The sequence below is a fragment of the Trinickia sp. genome (assembly GCF_036503415.1).
GTDB lineage: Bacteria > Pseudomonadota > Gammaproteobacteria > Burkholderiales > Burkholderiaceae > Trinickia.
Window position 1 is genome coordinate 1 of record NZ_DASXWY010000087.1, and the last position, 1,611, is coordinate 1,611.

A 1,611-nucleotide genomic window follows, 5' to 3' on the forward strand; every position below is an offset into this window, starting at 1 on the left:
TTTCTTTTTCTCACTCATTTTCGGCCCGCTTAATATATGTAGAAGTTGTGCATCTTCGCGGTAATTCCCGGTTGCCGAGAGATTTCTTCGAAGAAAACGTTGTTTCCCAAAAAAATATTTCTCGGCAGACGGCTTGCGACCTGGACGTCTCGCGCACCTCTCAATGCGCGACGGATCGTAAGTGATGTCATTCAAATCGAAGCGCGTGCCGAAATCAAGTCCCGCGTTTTAAATCGCCTCGATTCCCACGTTTTGATTCGGGCGACACCAACTGGATCGGCCCGCCCCGCTGGGCGCCGCGCCGAGCAGGGCCTACAATCGGTAGGCGTGCAAATTTGTTCGGGCGAGAGATGGTGATGCTTTATGACGTTCTGGGTGTGCGCGACGACGCCACCGAAGAGGAAATCAAGCGGGCGTACAGGAGGGCGGCGATGCGCTCGCACCCCGACCGCAACGTCGGGCGCGAGGCAGCCGCACATGCCAGCTTCCAGCAGGTGAAGGAAGCCTATGCGATTCTGTCGGACCCGGAGCAGCGGCGCGTCTACGATGCCGTGTATGCGGAGGAAATGGGGCGTCTTACCCGTCACCGCGAAGAGGAGCGCCGGCGAGCGGAGGAGGAGGCCGAGGCCGAATATGCCCGGTATGTGACGCTCGCCATCCGATTCGCGGACCAGGGCTATGCGCGCGATGTGCTGTTCGGCGTGCTGCTCGGCCGTGACTGCGAGCCGGCGCTTGCGGCTCGCATTGCCGATGGGGTGGCCGCGCTGCAGGCATCGCGTGCGGCCGAATCCGTTGCGGCGGATGCGCGGGCGCAAGCTGGCCCAGGCGACGACCTTGCTTGGGACGCACATGCGGCGCGTGAAGGCACGGAGGACCACGAAGTCAACCGAGACGATGAAGGCCGCGAAGCGGGCGATGCTATGCGAGCGCGCGGCGAAGGCGGACATACGAACCTTTTCAGCGCGCTTTGGCATGGCATGTTTGGCCTGCGGCCGTAGTCTTCACTAGCGAGCGGGCGTGCACCTACGCCTTTACGCAACGCTTTGACTCGGCACGCCGGCCTGATTCGCATAGTCTGTCTGGGATAAACCGGGATCACTCGCATTCCAGCGAATTGGCACGAAGCCCGATCGCGTCGCAATGTAATAACAAGACGCTTCCAGCGTGGCATACTCCGCCCATTCAAAAGAATTGGGATTGATTCGATGAGACTCGCATTGCTTCGGGCGCGGGGGCGCCATGTGCTCTGTCACTCGGCTCATGCGGCCGCACTGTCTCTGATGCTCGCCGGTTGCGGTAGCAGCGCACCGCTGTTTACGCACGATGGGCGCCCGACGATCCTTGTTCAGTGTGCGGCGCAGGGTCCGGCGAGCGCGTGCATGGAAAATGCACGCGGCATGTGCGGCGGGGATTTCGACATCATCCAGCAATCGATCACGGACAGTACACGCAATCTGCTTTTTGCATGCGAGGCCAAATGAAATTGCACTTTTGCGCGTACCACCGGTCACAGCGGTACTATTCGGCCTAACAAAAGGAGGCGTATATTCATGGCAACGTATAGGCAACTCACCGAACAGCTTGCAAAGGTCCAGGCGCAAATGGCAGCAG

General features: G+C 60.0%; 3 protein-coding genes. 2 read left to right on the top strand and 1 reads right to left on the bottom strand.

Annotation, left to right across the window (positions count from 1 at the left end):
• Positions 1-195, bottom strand: a 195-nt coding sequence (locus VGL01_RS11900; protein WP_331569485.1) for a hypothetical protein, incomplete at its 3' end; no start/stop codon positions are given.
• A gap of 155 nt (positions 196-350) precedes the next feature.
• Between VGL01_RS11900 and VGL01_RS11905 the strand changes: the two genes are divergently transcribed.
• Both VGL01_RS11905 and VGL01_RS11910 read left to right on the top strand, forming a co-directional pair.
• Entirely contained in the window at positions 351-998 is a 648-nt protein-coding gene (locus VGL01_RS11905; protein WP_331569486.1) for a J domain-containing protein, read from the top strand.
• Between the two features lie 207 nt (positions 999-1,205).
• Positions 1,206-1,481: a hypothetical protein gene (locus VGL01_RS11910; RefSeq protein WP_414720235.1), complete on the top strand. Its 276-nt coding sequence runs from the start codon at positions 1,206-1,208 to the stop codon at positions 1,479-1,481.
• The last annotated feature ends 130 nt before the right edge of the window (positions 1,482-1,611 follow it).